This window comes from Aeromonas sp. EERV15 (assembly GCF_900079845.1).
In the GTDB taxonomy this organism is placed as follows: Bacteria; Pseudomonadota; Gammaproteobacteria; order Enterobacterales; family Aeromonadaceae; genus Aeromonas; species Aeromonas sobria.
The window spans coordinates 72,770-89,522 of sequence record NZ_FKKY02000005.1; the positions used below are offsets into that span (position 1 = coordinate 72,770).

At 59.1% G+C, this 16,753-nt stretch carries 15 protein-coding genes; 10 read left to right on the top strand and 5 right to left on the bottom strand.

The window, feature by feature from the left end; translation table 11 throughout:
• The first annotated feature begins 1 nt into the window (after position 1).
• The 5 genes from rsxD (at position 2) to gloA (ending at position 3,746) form a co-directional block, all read left to right on the top strand.
• Positions 2-1,054, top strand: coding sequence for an electron transport complex subunit RsxD (gene rsxD, locus BN4575_RS05865; RefSeq protein ID WP_005337606.1), 1,053 nt, complete (start codon positions 2-4; stop codon positions 1,052-1,054).
• A 43-nt stretch (positions 1,055-1,097) separates the two neighbouring features.
• Positions 1,098-1,730, top strand: a complete 633-nt coding sequence (gene rsxG / locus BN4575_RS05870; RefSeq protein WP_021230643.1) for an electron transport complex subunit RsxG — start codon at positions 1,098-1,100, stop codon at positions 1,728-1,730.
• Between the two features lie 24 nt (positions 1,731-1,754).
• The gene (locus BN4575_RS05875; protein ID WP_068977593.1) at positions 1,755-2,507 is read left to right on the top strand and encodes an electron transport complex subunit E; all 753 of its coding nucleotides are present in this window, start codon (positions 1,755-1,757) and stop codon (positions 2,505-2,507) included.
• Positions 2,508-2,520: 13 nt separating this feature from the next.
• Positions 2,521-3,162 carry an endonuclease III gene (nth, locus tag BN4575_RS05880; RefSeq protein WP_068977504.1) on the top strand — a complete coding sequence of 214 codons (642 nt, stop codon included), beginning with the start codon at positions 2,521-2,523 and terminating at the stop codon, positions 3,160-3,162.
• A 170-nt stretch (positions 3,163-3,332) separates the two neighbouring features.
• Positions 3,333-3,746 carry a lactoylglutathione lyase gene (gene gloA / locus BN4575_RS05885; RefSeq protein WP_068977505.1) on the top strand — a complete coding sequence of 138 codons (414 nt, stop codon included), beginning with the start codon at positions 3,333-3,335 and terminating at the stop codon, positions 3,744-3,746.
• 84 nt (positions 3,747-3,830) lie between these two features.
• Here the strand turns inward: gloA and BN4575_RS05890 are convergent, their stop codons facing one another.
• Complete coding sequence (locus BN4575_RS05890) at positions 3,831-4,706, bottom strand: flagellar protein MotY (RefSeq protein ID WP_176716420.1); 876 nt, start codon at positions 4,704-4,706, stop codon at positions 3,831-3,833.
• A gap of 223 nt (positions 4,707-4,929) precedes the next feature.
• Here BN4575_RS05890 and BN4575_RS05895 point away from each other — a divergent pair, with 223 nt between their 5' ends.
• The 3 genes from BN4575_RS05895 to BN4575_RS05905 all read left to right on the top strand — a co-directional run bounded on the left by BN4575_RS05895 (position 4,930) and on the right by BN4575_RS05905 (position 7,658).
• Entirely contained in the window at positions 4,930-5,892 is a 963-nt protein-coding gene (locus tag BN4575_RS05895) for an autotransporter domain-containing protein (RefSeq protein WP_068977506.1), read from the top strand.
• Between the two features lie 419 nt (positions 5,893-6,311).
• The gene (locus BN4575_RS05900) at positions 6,312-6,773 is read left to right on the top strand and encodes a hypothetical protein (RefSeq protein WP_083221003.1); all 462 of its coding nucleotides are present in this window, start codon (positions 6,312-6,314) and stop codon (positions 6,771-6,773) included.
• A 27-nt stretch (positions 6,774-6,800) separates the two neighbouring features.
• Complete coding sequence (locus BN4575_RS05905) at positions 6,801-7,658, top strand: nuclease-related domain-containing protein (protein WP_068977507.1); 858 nt, start codon at positions 6,801-6,803, stop codon at positions 7,656-7,658.
• A 57-nt stretch (positions 7,659-7,715) separates the two neighbouring features.
• Here the strand turns inward: BN4575_RS05905 and BN4575_RS05910 are convergent, their stop codons facing one another.
• The 3 genes from BN4575_RS05910 to carA form a co-directional block, all read right to left on the bottom strand.
• Entirely contained in the window at positions 7,716-8,867 is a 1,152-nt protein-coding gene (locus BN4575_RS05910; RefSeq protein ID WP_068977508.1) for a DUF1615 domain-containing protein, read from the bottom strand.
• Between the two features lie 303 nt (positions 8,868-9,170).
• The gene (carB, locus tag BN4575_RS05915; RefSeq protein WP_042018859.1) at positions 9,171-12,395 is read right to left on the bottom strand and encodes a carbamoyl-phosphate synthase large subunit; all 3,225 of its coding nucleotides are present in this window, start codon (positions 12,393-12,395) and stop codon (positions 9,171-9,173) included.
• A 16-nt stretch (positions 12,396-12,411) separates the two neighbouring features.
• Complete coding sequence (gene carA / locus BN4575_RS05920) at positions 12,412-13,548, bottom strand: glutamine-hydrolyzing carbamoyl-phosphate synthase small subunit (RefSeq protein ID WP_068977509.1); 1,137 nt, start codon at positions 13,546-13,548, stop codon at positions 12,412-12,414.
• On the opposite strand from carA, the gene BN4575_RS21655 reads away from it, so the two are divergent.
• On the top strand, positions 13,540-13,866 hold the full coding sequence (locus BN4575_RS21655) for a hypothetical protein (protein WP_141689727.1): 327 nt from the start codon (positions 13,540-13,542) through the stop codon (positions 13,864-13,866). The genes carA and BN4575_RS21655 overlap by 9 nt on opposite strands.
• A 334-nt stretch (positions 13,867-14,200) precedes the next feature.
• Here the strand turns inward: BN4575_RS21655 and dapB are convergent, their stop codons facing one another.
• Complete coding sequence (dapB, locus tag BN4575_RS05925) at positions 14,201-15,013, bottom strand: 4-hydroxy-tetrahydrodipicolinate reductase (RefSeq protein ID WP_068977510.1); 813 nt, start codon at positions 15,011-15,013, stop codon at positions 14,201-14,203.
• 331 nt (positions 15,014-15,344) lie between these two features.
• On the opposite strand from dapB, the gene BN4575_RS05930 reads away from it, so the two are divergent.
• On the top strand, positions 15,345-16,679 hold the full coding sequence (locus tag BN4575_RS05930; protein WP_068977511.1) for a Na+/H+ antiporter NhaC family protein: 1,335 nt from the start codon (positions 15,345-15,347) through the stop codon (positions 16,677-16,679).
• The last annotated feature ends 74 nt before the right edge of the window (positions 16,680-16,753 follow it).

Sequence of the window (16,753 nt, forward strand, 5' to 3'; positions counted from 1 at the left end):
CATGTTCAATATTGCGACTGCACCGTTTGCCCATAACCGCAAACAGACCCGAACCCTGATGCTGCTGGTGATCCTGGCCTGCGTGCCGGGCTTGCTGGCCCAGACCTGGTTCTTCGGCTGGGGCTCCTTTATCCAGATCCTGCTGGCGCTGGTCACTGCGCTGCTGTGCGAGGCGCTGGTGCTCAAGCTGCGGGGCCGCGCTATCAAGCCTGCCCTGATGGATGGCAGTGCGGCGCTCACCGCCGTGCTGATCGGTCTCTCCCTGCCGCCGCTGCTGCCGTGGTGGATGCTGGTGGTGGGCACGGCCTTTGCCATCATTGTCGCCAAACACCTTTACGGCGGACTGGGCCAGAACCTGTTCAACCCGGCCATGGTCGCCTATGTGCTGCTGCTGGTCTCCTTCCCGGTGCAGATGACCAGCTGGCTGCCGCCGGAGAGCGTGCGCGCCTACAGCCTCGGCTTTGGCGATGCCGCATCGGTGATCTTCACCGGCTTTAGCCTCGACGGCTACAGCATGGCGCAGCTCAAGCAGGGGGTGGATGGTCTCACCATGGCGACCCCCCTCGATACCCTGAAAACCGGCCTGACTCAGGGGCTCACCACCGGCGAGATCCTGAGCGGCCCGCTGTTCGAGGGTTGGGGCGGTATCGGCTGGAGCTGGGTCAACCTCGGCTATCTGCTGGGCGGCCTGTTCCTACTGCAACAGAAGGTGATCAACTGGCGCATTCCCACCGCGATTCTCGGTGCCCTGCTGGCTGCCTCCACCATCGGCTATCTGGTAAGCCCGGATGCGACTGCCACGCCCATGTTCCATCTCTTTAGCGGCGCTACCATGCTGGGGGCCTTCTTTATCGCCACCGATCCAGTCAGTGCCTGCACCACGCCGCGCGGCCGACTGGTCTATGGCGTGCTGATCGGGGTGCTGGTCTACATCATTCGCCGCTTTGGCGGCTATCCCGATGCGTTTGCCTTCGCCGTGCTGCTGGCCAACCTCTGCGTACCCTTTATTGACAGCCTGACTCGCCCGAAAGTGTATGGAGCTCGTCGCCAATGATGTTTCTGCCCTTTTCCCCCATCACAGCTGACGGAGCCCGTACATGTTAAAGAGCATGCGCAAGAACGGTCTTATTCTGGCGATGTTCGCGCTGGGCTGTACCGCGCTGGTGGTACTGACCAACGAGCTGACCAAGGATAAAATCGCCCACCAGCAGCAGCTGGAGAAGCAGCAGACCCTCTCGGTATTGCTGCCGGAGGGGAGCTATGACAACGATCTGGTGGCCAGCTGTAAGCAGGTGACCAGCAGGAAGTATCTGGGCAGCGATCAGCCGCAGGCTCTCTATACCGCCAGCAAAAATGGCGTGGTGACCGGCTATGCGCTGGAGGCGATCGCGCCGGATGGCTACAGCGGGGCGATCCGCATCGTGGCGGGCTTTGATGCCAAGGGCACCATCACCGCCGTGCGTGTGCTCGCTCACAACGAGACCCCGGGCCTTGGTGACAAGATCGAACTGAAGAAATCGGACTGGATCAACCGCTTTGCCGGAAAATTCCTGACCCATGACAACGAGCCCCAATGGGCGGTGAAGAAGGATGGCGGCGAGTTCGATGCCTTTACCGGCGCCACCATCACCCCGCGAGCTGTGGTCAAGGCGGTGAAGAACCTGCTTAAACTGCAGCAGGAGCAACCCGAACTGCTCAGCAACGCCCCGGCTTGTCCGGCGGCGAACTAACGGAGTCGAGCCATCATGAACCAGATGGAACAGATTGAAACGGGCACAACCCCGATTGCCGAGCTGGAAAGCCGCAAGGGCGAGCTCAAGGAGCTGATGAGTCAGGGGCTGTGGAAGAACAACCCCTCGCTGGTGCAGGTGCTGGGGCTCTGCCCGACCCTCGCCGTCTCCTCCACCTTTACCAATGCGCTGGGGCTGGGCCTTGCCACCATGGCAGTGCTGGTCTGCTCAAACCTCGCCGTCTCGCTGGTGCGCAACTGGGTGCCGAAGGATATTCGCATCCCGGTCTATGTGATGATCATCGCCTCGCTGGTGACCAGCGTACAGCTGCTGATGAACGCCTACACCTATGGCCTCTATCAGGCACTCGGCATCTTTATCGCCCTCATCGTCACCAACTGCGTCATCATCGGCCGCGCCGAGGCGTATGCCTCCAAGAATCCGCCGCTGCTGGCGGCCCTCGACGGCCTGATGATGGGCCTTGGTTTTACCCTGGTGCTGCTGGTACTGGGCGGCATGCGCGAGATCATCGGCATGGGCACCCTGTTTGATGGCGCCGAGCTGCTGCTGGGCGAGTGGGCCAAATCCCTGCGCATCGAGCTATTCCACGCCGATGCCAGCCTGCTGCTGGCGATTTTGCCGCCGGGCGGCTTTATCGGGCTGGGGCTGCTGATCGCTGCCAAGAATGCCATCAACGACTGGCGGGACCGCAAACAGGCAGCCACAGTGGCCCACTGCAACGTTGCCCCGGCTCGCGTCCGGGCGACCGAACTATGATCGGACGCAAGGCATGAACAACCAGAAACGCAGAGAGATCCTCGAGCGACTGCGGGAAAACAACCCCCACCCCACTACAGAGCTCAATTTCAACTCGCCGTTCGAGCTCTTGATCGCCGTGCTGCTCTCGGCGCAGGCGACCGATGTCAGCGTCAACAAGGCGACCGACAAGCTCTATCCGGTGGCCAACACCCCGCAAGCAATGCTGGATCTCGGGGTGGACGGGCTCAAAAGCTATATCAAGACCATCGGCCTCTTCAACACCAAGGCCGAGAACGTCATCAAGACCTGCGCCATCCTGCTGGAGCGCCATGGCGGCGAGGTGCCGGAGAACCGCGAAGCGCTGGAAGCCCTGCCCGGCGTCGGCCGCAAGACCGCCAACGTGGTGCTCAACACCGCCTTTGGCTGGCCCACCATCGCCGTCGATACCCATATCTTCCGGGTCTCGAACCGCACCGGCTTTGCGGTAGGCAAGAATGTGGATCAGGTGGAGGAGAAGCTGCTCAAAGTAGTACCCGCCGAGTTCAAGCTGGATGTCCACCACTGGCTGATCCTGCACGGGCGTTACACCTGTCTCGCTCGCAAGCCCCGTTGCGGTTCCTGTATCATCGAAGACTTGTGCGAATACAAAGAGAAGGTCTATCCCGAGAGCTGAATGATTGGGCGCCACCACCGTCATACCTGTCTCGCTCGCAAACATCTGCGGCTGCGGTTCCTGTATCATCGAAGATCTGTGCGAATACAAAGAGAAGGTCTATCCCGAGATAGATAGCCTCGCAACCGAGATTGAAAGCAGTACACATCACCAACCCGGAGAACTGAGCAATGAGAATTCTGCATACCATGCTGCGTGTCGGCGATCTGCAACGCTCCATCGACTTCTACACCCGCGTACTCGGCATGACGCTGCTGCGCAAGAGCGAGAACAGCGAGTACAAGTACACCCTGGCCTTCGTGGGCTACGGTGACGAGAAAGATGATGCGGTGATCGAGCTGACCTACAACTGGGGGGTGAGCGAGTACGAACTGGGCTCTGCCTACGGCCATATCGCGCTGGAAGCGGACGACATCTATGCCACCTGCGACGCCCTGCGCGCCGCCGGCGCCAAGATCACCCGCGAGCCGGGCCCGGTCAAGGGTGGCACTACCGTGATCGCCTTCGTCGAAGATCCGGACGGTTACAAGATTGAACTGATCGCCAAGAAAGATGCCGGTACTGGCCTCGGCGACAGCGTCTAAGCTGCCCGACTCCCGCTGCCGGATGGCAGGATCAAAAAAGAGCGCAGATGCGCTCTTTTTTATGCCCAGCTGCCGATGGCGGCGCTAGATCTCGCCATTGCGCCCCATGCTGATCACCACCCGCCGGTTCTTGGCGCGCCCCTGTTCGGTTTCGTTGGAGGAGACATGCTGCTTCTCGCCGTGCCCCTCCACCGAGACCTTGCCGGGCTCCAGCCCCAGATCGACAAACACCTTCTTGATGGCATCGGCCCGCTTTTCCGAAAGCTTCTGGTTCGGCCAGCGGCCGCCGTAGCTGTCGCTGTAGGCGTCGATCACCACCACGTCGATGCTCTTGTCCGCCTTGATAAACTCGCTGATCATCGCCAACCGCCGCTTGGAGGCGATGGAGAGCTGATCGCTGTTCTTGTCATAGGTGAGCACGCTAAAGGCGATGTCGTTGAAGCTGTAGGGCAACAGTCCGCTCAGGCAATCGATAAAAGCCTGATATTTCACCCGAAAGTTGACTGACGAGAGGGACACCCGCACCGGCCGGTTCTGACGATACCAGTCCCGATACTGGAAGGTCGGCATCCGCCCCCCTTCCAGCTCGTCGAGCATGGTCCAGGCGGTTTGCCCTTCAACTAATCCGTCAAACTGCTGATAGAAGCGCAGCTGGCTCACTTCTCGCCCCGCGATACCGGGGCGCCAGATCGGTGGCATGATGCCAAGACTCACCGTCTCGGTGCGGGCCTGCGGCCGCTTGCCCTTGAGCTCGAAGTCGAGGTTGATCTTGCGCCCGGCGCGGCTGACAAAGGCCCCCGTACCCCAGTTGGGAATGGGGTGCTCAAGGCGACACTCAATCTGGGTATCTGAGGTCAAACGCCAGACGGATTGATCCAGACCGGCACCGAATTCGGTGACCCCAGCCTGTAACTGCATACTCACGGATATGCTGACCAACCCCAACATCCAAGCGTTCAATTGCCTGCCCTCCACACGATCTCACCAGAGATATCGGCGGCAAGACGGCAAGCTTTAGCGACAAACTGCAAAGCGCTGCCGTCAGTGTGGCAAAGGCTTGCCCCCTAGCGGCAACCGACCGCAAGCGACGCTCACTCCCCCCTCTTTACCTCGTGCCAACCGGCGGGAAGCTCGCTACAGTAAAGCCAGGGCAACCAGACGCCGCTTATCGGGAATCACGCTCATGCTCCGACCTTTTTCCTCTTTATTGCAGATGTTGTTGCTGATGCTGGCGCTATCCGGCAGCGCCGTCCATGGCGCGACCCCGGATCAGGAGTGGGCGCAAGATCGCGCCAATGCGGTGCTCTCGCTGATGACCTTCACCGTGGTACCCGACATCACCGCCAGCAACCTCGATATCGGCAGCGGCACCAATCAATCTGCCGCCCTCAACATGACCCAGATCGGTGGCGGCGCCACCATGAGCGAAGCCGTGCCCATCTATCTGGAAGGGGCGATCGGCTTTAGCCGCTACGATCCCCAGTTCGTGGTGAGCAACGGCACCGAGAGCCGCACCCTCCCGACCAAATGGAACAGCGTGACCGCCTCGGGCGGGGTCGGCTGGGATATCGCCCTCCATGAAGACCAGCGTGGCGGCCACTGGGTGCTGCGCCCCATCGCCAACGTCTCGCTGGGCACCATGGCCAGCGATCTGCGGATCGGCAACTGGCTGCTGGAGCGCACCAAGGGTTACTCCCTCGATTTTCTCGAAAATGGCCAGCTCAATATGTACGGAGTGGGGGGCTCGCTAATGCTCGACTACGAGCTCTTTTCCAACACGCAGGATATCGACGCCGAGGTGCGTTACTCCTACCAGCACCTGCAGAGCTTTGGCAACACCTCGGAGAGTGTGCGCGGCAGCGCCGAAGCGGAGAACCTCGGTATCTACCTGCGCCGCCGGGCCCCGGTGTTTGACTGGACGCTGCTCGATCGCCCGCTGCGCTATGTGATGGAGGGGGCGCGCACCGAATACCTCGGCGAGCAGCGCGGCCTGCTCGGGTTCAACTCCCTCAACTCCCTTGGTCTCGGGCTGGAGCTCGACAGCAGCAAATACGACATCATCGTCAGTCGCACCCGTCTGGTCGCCCGCTATATGTTCAGCCACAACACCAGCGGTTATTCCATCGGACTGGCCATGAGTTTCTAAGCCGTTATTTCACGCCTTATCTGGCAAAAAATATCCGGCTATATCGCAACAGCAAACCAAATCGCCACTACGTCGTAAATTCAGATAATGAGTGCAACGCCCATGGCGCATAGTAGAGAGCAGGCTAACCGCTGGTTCGAGTATGCTTCTGCTCGCCACGCCCCCATTACCAGACTCAAAGCCCTATCACGAGCTTTTTTAGTTGGACGCCATACTCGATAACGTGCCCCTGACCTGTCTGGATGCTGGTTGGTTATCACTCTCCTGTTAAACAGCTCGCCGCCCTGGCAGTTATCACCTCCCCCCCGCAAAAATCCTGCGTCGTCACACAGTTAGTGCAATCAGTCACATATTCACGCCGATAGGCTTGGTAAGATGGTTCGGTTCGAAGCCCTATTGCCATGTGTACAGGAGATATCATGCGTTCCATTGTCTTGTTGCTAAGCGCCAGCCTGCTAACCCCAACAGCAATGGCGATCCCTAATATCTGGAGTAGCGGTTTCGGTCAGGGGATTGCGGAACATGTCATCAAGAATGAGCAAGGAGACACCTTCACTCTCAGCTGTGACGTCGGTTATTCGGATAATGGCGATCTGACTGGCGTTAGTTTTGTTCTCGCAAACGGACAGGATCTCTCACCTGCAGACAACCACAAAGTAGAGCTACTGATCGATGGCAACGGCTACTGGCTACCGGAGAAATTGGGTTGGCGAAACGGCGACAATGCTTGGGCAAGCTTTCTTGAGGTCATCACCAAAGCAAGCGCCTTCGATGTTTATGTCGACGATAAGAAAATGGCCAGTTTTGCCCCTACCCCACAGAGCACAAAAACCGTGCTGGGTGACTTGAGCGGCTGCACCTATCGCTACTCTGGGATGTAATAGCGCATCTGAAAGAAGCGAGTTGAAATGGACTTCACACCCGTTATTACGGTTCTGCTGAACCAGCTCTGGTATCTGCTGCCCCTGCTGTTGCTTGCAGCCCTGATCAAAACGCCCTGGTTCAAGGGGATGATCGGGGAGGCCTTTATCAATCTCGGTATCCGGCTCTTTCTCGACAAGCGGGAGTACCACTTGCTCAAGGATGTCACCCTGCCAACCCCGCAAGGCAGCACCCAGATCGACCATGTGCTCGTCTCGCGCTTCGGGGTGTTTGTCATTGAGACCAAAAACATCAAGGGGTGGATATTTGGCAATCCGGCCCATAAGAGCTGGACCCAGCAGCTCTATCGCCGCAGGCACAGTTTTCAAAATCCTCTGCGCCAGAACTATCTGCATCTGATGACGCTCAAATCCCTGCTGGGGCTGGCGGATCATCAGCTGCACTCTGTCATCTATTTTATTGGCGACTGCACCTTTAAAACTCAGATGCCGGAGAACGTGATGAACCACGGGCTTATTCGCTATATCAAGGGCAAAACCACACAGGTGTTGACCCCAGCCGAAGTCACTCGGGTGATCGACACCATCCAGCGGGGACGACTGGCAGCCAATTGGCAGACCCATAAACAGCATGTGGCGCAGTTAAAGGCTCGTCACAGCCAACCTGCCGTTCCCTCTTCCCAGAGCAACCCCGCACGTGTGGCAAGAGAAATGATCCCCGTGCCTGCTGAAGCGAGCCACGCTCAGCAACACTCCCCGAAATGTGGCAATGCTATGGTGCTACGAACAGCACGCCGCGGCAGCAACAAGGGTGAGCAGTTCTGGGGATGCAGCGGTTATCCGACATGTCGGCAGATCATCACGCTACGAGCAGAGGAGAGATAAACCTCCTTACACCTGTGGAAACAACAAAGGCGGCCAATTGGCCGCCCTTGTTGTTTCCTAGCGAATGGTCGCCATCTGCCGTACGCAGCGTTGCTCCCTGTCATCCACCCGCTTGGCAAACCAGGCGGTGGTGAGATTGCGGGTGATCTTGGGGCTCTTTAGCTGAATGCCGGGCAGGATGGCGCGGGGTTGCCGCTTGCCCGCTTGCTGGTCGGCCAGAGTAAAGACTCGATGGTAGAGGTCGGTCTCGGCAAACTCGGCGGTGTCCCCTTTGCGCAGGCTCTGGTGGATCGCCTGTTTGCTCATATTGACTCGGCTGGCGAGGGTGTATACCGCCAGCTCGGTGTTACCCGGCAGATCCGAGTCATAGCGGATCAGATCCCCATCCAGCGCCAGAGTTTTGCCACTCAAACGGCTGACTGCGGCCTGAAAGGCGGCGTTGCGGCTGGCGTACCAACCGGCGTTGAAGTCGGCAAAGCGGTAGAGAGTATCCAGGTAGTCGGCGGGATAGCCGAAGATGTGCTTGGTGCCAAACCAGATGCCGCCACGGCGGGTAAAGACTTCGTGGCGAATGGAATCCTTGACGGGATAGGGGTAGCCACGGGCGTTGGCCTCGGCAAAGGCGATGCTCACCTGCATCGGGCCGCCGGTATGCACCGGGTTGAGGTTGCCAAACAGGGTCTTGCCCATCGGCAGCATGCTGATCATGTCCTCGAAGATCTCGCTCATCTCCCGCTCGGTGCGCAGCTTGTCGATGCGCTCGGCGTAGCTCTTGCCGGTCGGCGAGTTGATGGAGAGCGCGGCCCGCACCATAAACTCGGGGATCAGCAACTTGGCCGCCCGTGAGTTGATCTCCTTCCAGGCGATCTTGCCAAGACCCGGCACCACAGGGTCGGCCTGATAGGTGGCCTCCTGCTCCGCCACCGCCAGCACGGAGCAGACGTTGTGATCATTGACCGTCACCCCTTGGGTGGTGAGCGCCGTCACCACGTCGCTGGCCCACCCCTGTTTATCGACCACATTGCGGGGCAAAAACGTCACGATGCGGCTCTTCATATCAGCCGGTTTGCGCGGTTGCATGGCAGGCGGTGTTTTGGGGGCGCTCACGCTCGCCTCTTTGGTCGGGGCGGAGGCGGGATCACTGGCACAACCGGCCAGCAGCAAGGCAGCACAGAGGGTAATAAGACGACATGAAGGCACTGCGGTCATAAGCATTTCCATTTTGGGTTGACCACTTCAGGCAGCGCCTGTGGCACTGCACTGACAAGCAAAGTGAGGCCATTGTAGAGGATTGCCTGCGGCAGTTGAAACCCGCGCTCGCCTCTGCGCCCCCCCTTGCCCACTTTTGCCGCCCCACGCACCATCCACTGTCTGTGATACAGCAGTCATAACCTTCCTCAATGACTCACTCGTCCCGAGCCGCACTGTTAGCGGCGGATAAAAAGAAACCCCCGCCATTGCTGGCGGGGGTTGGTCGTCTGGCAAGTCGGGCTGATGCCCGCTGCAAACTCCTTAGCGGTTTTTCACGCGCTGATGCAGCTCCTGCACCGAGTTGACGTTGGCGGTGGCATCCATGCTGATGGCCATGCAGGTGGCAAACGCCTCATTCATGGTGGTGGTATAAGCCACTTTGTGCTGCAAGGCGGCGCGGCGCAGCTGCTTGGAGTCCTGGATCGCCACTCGCCCTTCGGCGGTGTTGACGATGTAGGTGTACTCGCCATTCTTGATGCGATCCAGAATGTGCGGGCGACCCTCGTGCACCTTGTTGACCAGGCGCGGGTTGATGCTCGCTTCCCCCAGCGCCACTGCGGTGCCGTGAGTGGCATCCAGCTCGTAGCCCAGCTCCAGCAGCTTGGCGGCCAAATCCACCACCAGCGCTTTGTCGCTGTGACGCACTGACAAGAGGGCACGGCCCTCTTTCGGCACCGCATGGCTGGCACCCAGCTGGGCCTTGGCATAGGCCTCGGCAAAGCTGTTGCCCACACCCATCACTTCACCGGTAGAGCGCATCTCTGGCCCCAGTAGCGGGTCAACACCCGGGAACTTGGCGAACGGCAGTACCACCTCTTTCACCGAGTAGTAGGGCGGGATGATCTCTTTGGTGAAGCCCTGTTGTTGCAGCGACTGACCGGCCATGACGCGGGCGGCAATCTTGGCCAGCGGCGCACCGGTCGCCTTGGAGACGAACGGCACGGTACGGGCGGCGCGCGGGTTCACTTCGATGAGGTAGATGTCATCGCCCTTGACCGCAAACTGCACGTTCATCAGGCCGACCACACCGAGCTCCAGCGCCAGCTTGCGCACCTGCTCGCGGATCTCGTCCTGAATTTTCTTGGACAAGGTATAAGGTGGCAGGGAGCAGCCGGAGTCACCGGAGTGGATACCGGCCTGCTCGATATGCTCCATGATGCCGCCGATGACCACGTCAACGCCGTCGCAGATGGCATCCACGTCCAGCTCGGTGGCATCGTCCAGGAAGCGGTCCAGCAGCACCGGTGATTCGTTGGAGACGCTCACCGCCTCGGCGAAGTAGCGACGCAGGTCGGTCTCGTCATAGACGATCTCCATGGCGCGGCCACCCAATACGTAGGAAGGGCGCACCACCAGCGGGTAGGTGATCCGCTCGGCGGTCAGCACTGCCTGCTCCAACGCGGTGACGGTGCCATTTTCCGGCTGCTTGAGGCCGAGGCGCTCAACGGCAGACTGGAAGCGCTCGCGGTCTTCGGCGCGGTCGATGGCATCCGGGCTGGTACCGATGATCGGCACGCCGTTGGCTTCCAGCGCACGGGCCAGTTTCAGCGGGGTCTGGCCACCGTACTGGACGATAACGCCCTTGGGTTTTTCGATGCGGACGATTTCCAGCACATCTTCCAGGGTCACCGGCTCGAAGTAGAGGCGGTCGGAGGTGTCGTAATCGGTGGAGACGGTCTCCGGGTTGCAGTTGACCATGATGGTCTCGTAACCGTCTTCGCGCAGGGCCAGCGCTGCGTGTACGCAGCAGTAGTCAAACTCGATACCCTGACCGATACGGTTCGGGCCGCCGCCGATAATCATGATCTTGTCGCGGTTGCTCGGAGCCGCTTCGCACTCCTCGTCGTAGCTGGAGTACATGTAGGCGGTGTTGGTGGCGAACTCGGCGGCGCAGGTATCGACCCGCTTGTAGACCGGGAAGATATTGTGGCGGGCACGCAGTTTGCGCACTTCGCCTTCGGCTACGCCGAGGATCTTGGCCAGACGGGCATCAGCAAAGCCTTTGCGCTTGAGGGCGCGCAGGAAGTCGGCATCGAGACCGGCCATGCCGCGCTCTTTCACCTCTTCTTCCAGCTTCACCAGATCCTCAATCTGCACCAGGAACCAGGGGTCAATCTTGGTCAGCTTGAAGATGCCATCCATGGAGAGACCGGCGCGAAACGCATCGGCGATGTACCAGATGCGGTCGCAACCAGCATCCTGCAGCTCGTGACGGATGCGAGTCAGGGAGTCCGGAGCATTGAGGTCAACCATGGGGTCAAAGCCGGTCTTGCCGGTCTCGAGGCTGCGCAGCGCCTTGTGCAGGGACTCCTGGAAGTTGCGGCCAATGGCCATCACTTCGCCGACCGATTTCATCTGGGTAGTCAGGCGATCGTTGGCACCGGCGAACTTTTCGAAGTTGAAGCGCGGCACCTTGGTGACCACGTAGTCGATGGCCGGCTCGAAGGAGGCCGGAGTACGACCGCCAGTGATGTCGTTCATCAACTCGTCGAGGGTGTAACCGATGGCCAGCTTGGCAGCAATCTTGGCGATGGGGAAACCGGTCGCCTTGGAGGCCAGCGCGGAGGAGCGTGACACCCGCGGGTTCATCTCGATGATGACCATGCGGCCATCTTTCGGGTTGATGCCGAACTGGACGTTGGAGCCGCCGGTCTCGACGCCGATCTCGCGCAGTATCGCCATGGAGGCATTGCGCATGATCTGGAACTCCTTGTCGGTCAGCGTCTGGGCTGGCGCGACCGTGATGGAGTCACCGGTGTGGATACCCATGGGGTCGAAGTTTTCGATGGTGCAGACGATGATGCAGTTGTCGTTGCGATCCCGCACCACTTCCATCTCGTACTCTTTCCAGCCGATGAGTGACTCATCGATCAGCAGCTCTTTGGTCGGCGACAAGTCCAGACCGCGCTCGCAGATCTCGACAAACTCTTCGGTGTTGTAGGCGATGCCGCCGCCGGAGCCACCCATGGTAAAGGAGGGACGGATGATGCAGGGGAAGCCGACCATCTGCTGCACGCCCCACGCCTCTTCCATGTTGTGGGCGATACCGGCGCGCGGACACTCCAGACCAATGCTCTTCATGGCGATGTCGAAACGACGGCGATCTTCGGCCTTGTCGATGGCATCGGCAGTGGCACCGATCATCTCGACCCCGAACTCGGCCAGTACGCCGTGTTTTTCAAGATCCAGCGCGCAGTTCAGTGCTGTCTGGCCGCCCATGGTGGGCAGTACGGCATCCGGGCGCTCTTTCTTGATGATCTCGCGCACCACTTCCCAAGTGATGGGCTCGATGTAGGTGGCGTCTGCCATCTCCGGGTCGGTCATGATGGTGGCTGGGTTGGAGTTCACCAGAATGACGCGGTAGCCCTCCTCGCGCAGGGCTTTGCAGGCCTGAGCGCCGGAGTAGTCAAATTCGCAGGCCTGGCCGATAACAATGGGGCCAGCGCCGAGGATCAGGATGCTCTGTAGGTCGTTACGTTTTGGCATGGCTTCTCTTTTCCTCTTAAGCGCGATACTGCTTGATCAATTCAATAAAGTGGTCGAACAGACCGGCACAGTCGTGCGGGCCCGGGCTCGCTTCGGGGTGACCCTGGAAGCTGAAGGCCGGACGGTCGGTGCGGTGAATGCCTTGCAGGGAGCCGTCGAACAGGGAGACGTGAGTGGCGCGCAGGCAATCCGGCAGGGTCTGCTCGTCCACCGCAAAACCGTGGTTCTGGGCGGTGATCATCACTGTGTTGTCATCGAGGCTCTTCACCGGGTGGTTGGCACCGTGGTGGCCGAACTTCATCTTGACGGTCTTGGCACCGGAGGCCAGACCCAGCAGCTGGTGACCCAGACAGATGCCAAACACCGGGGTATTGGTGCCGAGGAAGGTCTTGATGGCCTCAATGGCGTAGTCGCACGGCGCGGGGTCGCCCGGGCCGTTGGAGAGGAAGATACCATCCGGGTTCATCGCCAGCACCTCGGCGGCCGGGGTCTTGGCCGGTACTACGGTCAGGCGGCAGCCACGGTCAACCAGCATCCGCAGGATGTTGCGCTTGACGCCGAAGTCATAGGCCACCACGTGGTATTTGAGCTGGTCGGCATCCGGGGTGATGTGCCCCTTGCCAAGCTGCCAGCTCCCTTCGGTCCAGTTGTACGCTTCACCAACCGTTACCTCTTTGGCGAGATCCATCCCCTTCAAACCGGGGAAGGCGCGGGCCTGTTCGAGTGCATAGGCTTCATCAACCTGTTTCCCAGCCAAAATGCAGCCAGCCAGGGCGCCTTTCTCGCGCAGGATGCGGGTCAGTTTGCGGGTGTCGATGTCGGCGATGCCAACGATGTTGTGAGACTTGAGGTAATCGGAGAGGGATTGCTGATTGCGGAAATTGGAGGCAAGTATCGGAAGGTCCCGGATGATCAATCCCTGAGCGTGGATTTGACTGGACTCTTCATCTTCGCTGTTGGTGCCGGTGTTGCCTATATGGGGGTAAGTGAGGGTGACTATCTGACGGGAATAAGAGGGATCGGTGAGGATTTCCTGATAGCCCGTCATCGACGTATTGAAAACCACTTCACCAACGGAACATCCCTCGGCGCCTATCGACACGCCTTTGAACACAGTTCCATCTTCCAGCACTAGCAATGCAGTGTGATTCAAGACAACCTCCAGTTATTTAGCTTTAAATTCAGCAACTTACCTGGGTGTTGCGGGCTCAACCCCTGTCTCAAACAGGACTCAAAACCGGCAGATTTCTGGCAAATTGGGCGCATTTTACTTAAAAAAAGTGGCAATTCAACGTCTTTTCTCAGATTGAATGCATCTAAATTCAATAAAAAAGCAACTTTACCCATTATCTATGCACTAACCGCCTTTGCAACCCCCATTGATGAAAGAAAAGAAAAAACCACCATCAAAAGAGACTGCCAAACCCTCAATAACAACAAAGTTAGAATAATTTCAAGCTGGAAACAATGAGTTATGATTGCATCAAAAAATATAAATATGCGAATAATGCCATTTGAATGGCAAGATATTGCACCAAAAAAATAGAAAACGTTTTTCTTCGTTTGAATTTTTAGTCTTTTTGGTGATGTGTAAAAAAATCGCAGGGAGAGCCAAAATGCCACTCAACTTCGTTACCTGACAATGACATTTTGGGAGGGCCGATCTGGCAGAACAAGCAAAACAGTGCCTTTACTGCGACTCAGACAAAATGAGCACCAAAACTGCCATTTTTACATTAATGCTATCGCTGGACAGTAAAAACCCCGGCAAGCCGGGGTGGTTCACAACAGATGTATCAGGTCGATCACTTCAGATTGAGCACGTCCTGCATGTCATAAAGACCGGCACCCTGTTGGCCAAGCCACTTGCCCGCCCGCACCGCACCATTGGCGAAGGTCAGACGGCTGGATGCCTTGTGGCTGATCTCCACCCGCTCGCCGATATCGGCAAACATGACGGTGTGCTCCCCCACCAGATCGCCAGCGCGGATGGTGGCAAAGCCGATGGTGTTGCGATCCCGCTCGCCGGTGATCCCCTCGCGGCCATAGACGGCGCACTCCTTGAGATCGCGCCCCAGGGTCTTGGCCACCACTTCCCCCATGGAGAGCGCAGTACCGGATGGTGCATCCACCTTGTGGCGATGGTGCCCTTCGATGATCTCGATGTCGGTGTAATCCCCCATCACCTTGGCGGCCTGCTCCAGCAGCTTGAACACCAGATTGACACCGACCGAATAGTTGGAGGCAAACACGATGCCGATCTGCTGGCCCGCCTCTTTGAGCGCCGCCTTGCCTGCCTCGTCAAAGCCGGTGGTGCCGATCACCATCTGCTTGTGGTGGGCCAGCGCAAAGGCCAGATTGGCCAAGGTCACCTCGGGGCGGGTGAAGTCGATGATCAGATCAAATGCGTCACGTACCTTATCGAGACTGTCGCTGATGGCCACGCCCAGATGACCCAGCCCGTTGAGCTCACCGGCATCAAGCCCGATCACCACAGAACCGGGGCGCTCCAGCGCCGCGCCGACCACCACGCCATCGGTATTGGTGATGGCCTCCAGCAGCACCTTGCCCATACGACCATTACAGCCCATCACGGCCACACGGATCGGATTGTCCATCTCCACCCTCTCATCACTTTTAATTATGGAAAGAGACCGTTTTACCAGCCTGCGCCGGCTTTGAAAAGCCCACAGTGAGTCAACCAAGCGTTCCGACAAATCAACGATATATTTCATTTAATCCGAACATTTAACGGATTTAATCAAAGTGACAAAATCACCAGACAAAAACCCCCATCCGTCTGGACGTCTACCTTGACCGGAAAGGGGTGAGTCACTACTGTGGCCTCCCAATGCGGCAGGATGCCCGCCCTGTTTTCCCCTTTTTATCTTCGATAACGGCATAAAGCAGCGCATGACAGGAGGTCATTGTTCAATTTCAGAGGAACACATGATCCAGATCCAACCCAGTGCCAGGGCCTTGCTGCCACTCCTGGTTTTTCTCGCACTCTTTATCGGTACCGGTACCTGGCTGACCCTGCAAGGGGTCGAGTTCGCCTTCTATCAGCTGCCCGCTCCCGTGGCGGCCCTGCCTGCCGTGATGCTCGCCCTGCTGCTTGGCAAGGAGGGCTTCAACAGCAATCTGGAGACCTTCTTCAAGGGGGTCGGCCACAGCAACATCATGGCGATGTGCCTTATCTATCTGCTGGCGGGTGCCTTTGCCAGCGTGGCCAAGGCCACCGGCGGCGTTGATGCCACCGTGGCGCTCGGTCTCTCGCTCATCCCCGGCTGGGCACTGCTGCCCGGGTTGTTCCTGATCTCTGCCTTTATTGCCACCGCCATGGGTACCTCCATGGGCACCATAGGTGCCGTGGCGCCTGTTGCCCTTGGCGTGGCGCAGGCGGCCGGTATCGATCCGGTGCTGATGGCGGGCACCATTCTCTCCGGCGCCATGTTTGGCGATAACCTCTCCATCATCTCCGACACCACCATCGCGGCCACCCGCAGTCAGGGCTGCGAGATGAAGGACAAGTTTCGCGAGAACTTCAAGATTGCCGCTCCTGCCGCCATCGCGGTGATCCTGCTCTATCTGACCCTGGGATCAGTGGGTGAAGCCCCTGCCAACGACAACGCCATCGAGCTGGTCAAGGTAATGCCCTATCTGCTCATTCTGGGGCTGGCTCTCGCCGGGGTGAATGTATTCGTGGTGCTGGGGATCGGCATTCTGGCCGCTGGTACTGTGGGCATGGTCAACGGCTACGCCATCGGTCAGTTCAGCAAGGATATCTATCAGGGCTTTACCGGCATGCAGGAGATCTTCCTGCTCTCCATGCTGATCGGTGGCCTCGGCGCCCTGATGGAACGTCAGGGTGGGCTGGCCTGGATCAGCGAGCGCATCAGCGCCCTGATTGCCCGCTTCACTCGCGAGCACAACGGCGAACAGAACGAGAAAGCGGCTGAGCTCGGCATCGCCGGGGTAGTGAGCCTCACCAACCTCTGCACCGCCAACAACACGGTGGCCATTATCGTCGCCAGCAAGGTGGCCCGGGATCTGGCCGAACACCACGGGGTCACCCCGCGCCGCGCAGCTTCCATGCTGGATATCTTCTCCTGCGTGGTACAGGGTCTGATCCCCTGGGGCGCGCAGGCACTGCTGCTGGGCTCCATCTTCGCGATGTCGCCGCTGGCAGTGGTGAGCATGAGCTTCTATCCGATGGCGCTGGCTGTGGCTGCGCTAATTGCAGTGTTCGTGAAGCACCAGATGCGCAGCAAGGCTGACAAGTAACCGATCCGACGCTGGCATGCCATCAACAGGGGCTGCACCGCAGCCCCTGTCACCCCCCCCCTTAACGTCCAGAG

Coding starts and splice junctions, on each gene's coding strand:
- BN4575_RS05905 (WP_068977507.1), top strand. CDS start 6,801: ATGGACTTCACACCCGTTATTACGGTTCTGCTGAACCAGCTCTGGTAT.
- carB (WP_042018859.1), bottom strand. CDS start 12,395: ATGCCAAAACGTAACGACCTACAGAGCATCCTGATCCTCGGCGCTGGC.
- BN4575_RS05875 (WP_068977593.1), top strand. CDS start 1,755: ATGGAACAGATTGAAACGGGCACAACCCCGATTGCCGAGCTGGAAAGC.
- rsxG (WP_021230643.1), top strand. CDS start 1,098: ATGTTAAAGAGCATGCGCAAGAACGGTCTTATTCTGGCGATGTTCGCG.
- rsxD (WP_005337606.1), top strand. CDS start 2: ATGTTCAATATTGCGACTGCACCGTTTGCCCATAACCGCAAACAGACC.
- gloA (WP_068977505.1), top strand. CDS start 3,333: ATGAGAATTCTGCATACCATGCTGCGTGTCGGCGATCTGCAACGCTCC.
- BN4575_RS05900 (WP_083221003.1), top strand. CDS start 6,312: ATGCGTTCCATTGTCTTGTTGCTAAGCGCCAGCCTGCTAACCCCAACA.
- dapB (WP_068977510.1), bottom strand. CDS start 15,013: ATGGACAATCCGATCCGTGTGGCCGTGATGGGCTGTAATGGTCGTATG.
- BN4575_RS05930 (WP_068977511.1), top strand. CDS start 15,345: ATGATCCAGATCCAACCCAGTGCCAGGGCCTTGCTGCCACTCCTGGTT.
- BN4575_RS05895 (WP_068977506.1), top strand. CDS start 4,930: ATGCTCCGACCTTTTTCCTCTTTATTGCAGATGTTGTTGCTGATGCTG.
- BN4575_RS05910 (WP_068977508.1), bottom strand. CDS start 8,867: ATGACCGCAGTGCCTTCATGTCGTCTTATTACCCTCTGTGCTGCCTTG.
- nth (WP_068977504.1), top strand. CDS start 2,521: ATGAACAACCAGAAACGCAGAGAGATCCTCGAGCGACTGCGGGAAAAC.